This is a genomic window from Bacillus sp. 220_BSPC (assembly GCF_001054655.1).
Classification (GTDB): domain Bacteria; phylum Bacillota; class Bacilli; order Bacillales; family DSM-1321; genus Peribacillus; species Peribacillus frigoritolerans.
The window spans coordinates 1-673 of the sequence record NZ_JVPL01000184.1; the positions used below are offsets into that span (position 1 = coordinate 1).

Below are 673 nucleotides of genomic sequence, written 5' to 3' on the forward strand. Positions count from 1 at the left end.
CTGAACACGTTTTCGTGGATTCCACACATGTGAAAGCCAGTGCGAATAAATGGAAATTTGAAAAGAAAATCGTTCGTAAAGATACACGAGTGTATCAAGGACGTCTTCAAGAAGAAATCATTCCAGATCGTGAAAGCCATGGAAATTACAAGCTACCTATTTAAGAAAGAAATCATACCCGCTTTACATTATACACATCCTCGCACAAACTTCCGCAAACAGGACTATGTCGATGAATATATTGATTGTTACCTTTGCCCTTTGGGAGAGCTATTAAAGTACTCAACAACAAATAAAGAGGGCTATCGCGAGCATAAATCCCCAAACACATCTGTGCAACATGCTCATTTTTATCTCGGTGAACAGAAAGCAAAGACGGTCAAAAAGTGGTGACTCGGCATATCTGGCATACATATGTGGAAGAAGCAGATCATCTGCGTCATCATCAAGATGTAAAACCTATATATGCNNNNCGTAAAGAAACGATTGAGCGTGTATTCGCAGATGCAAAAGAAAAGCATGGTATCCGTTGGACTTCTTTAAGGGGACTTAATAAATTGTCGATGCAGGCGATGCTTACTTTGGCTGCCATTAATTTAAAGAAGATGGCCAATTGGACACGGCGAGGTCCAAAAATGGCCTAACATGTGGGCTCGTAGAGCCGCAATCTCTT

The 673-nt window shown here is 41.0% G+C and carries 1 pseudogene; it reads left to right on the plus strand.

Going from position 1 to position 673, the window contains the following annotated elements:
- Nucleotides 1–644: pseudogene (locus ADA55_RS29395) on the plus strand (transposase); the annotation flags it as partial.
- Nucleotides 645–673 lie beyond the last annotated feature (29 nt).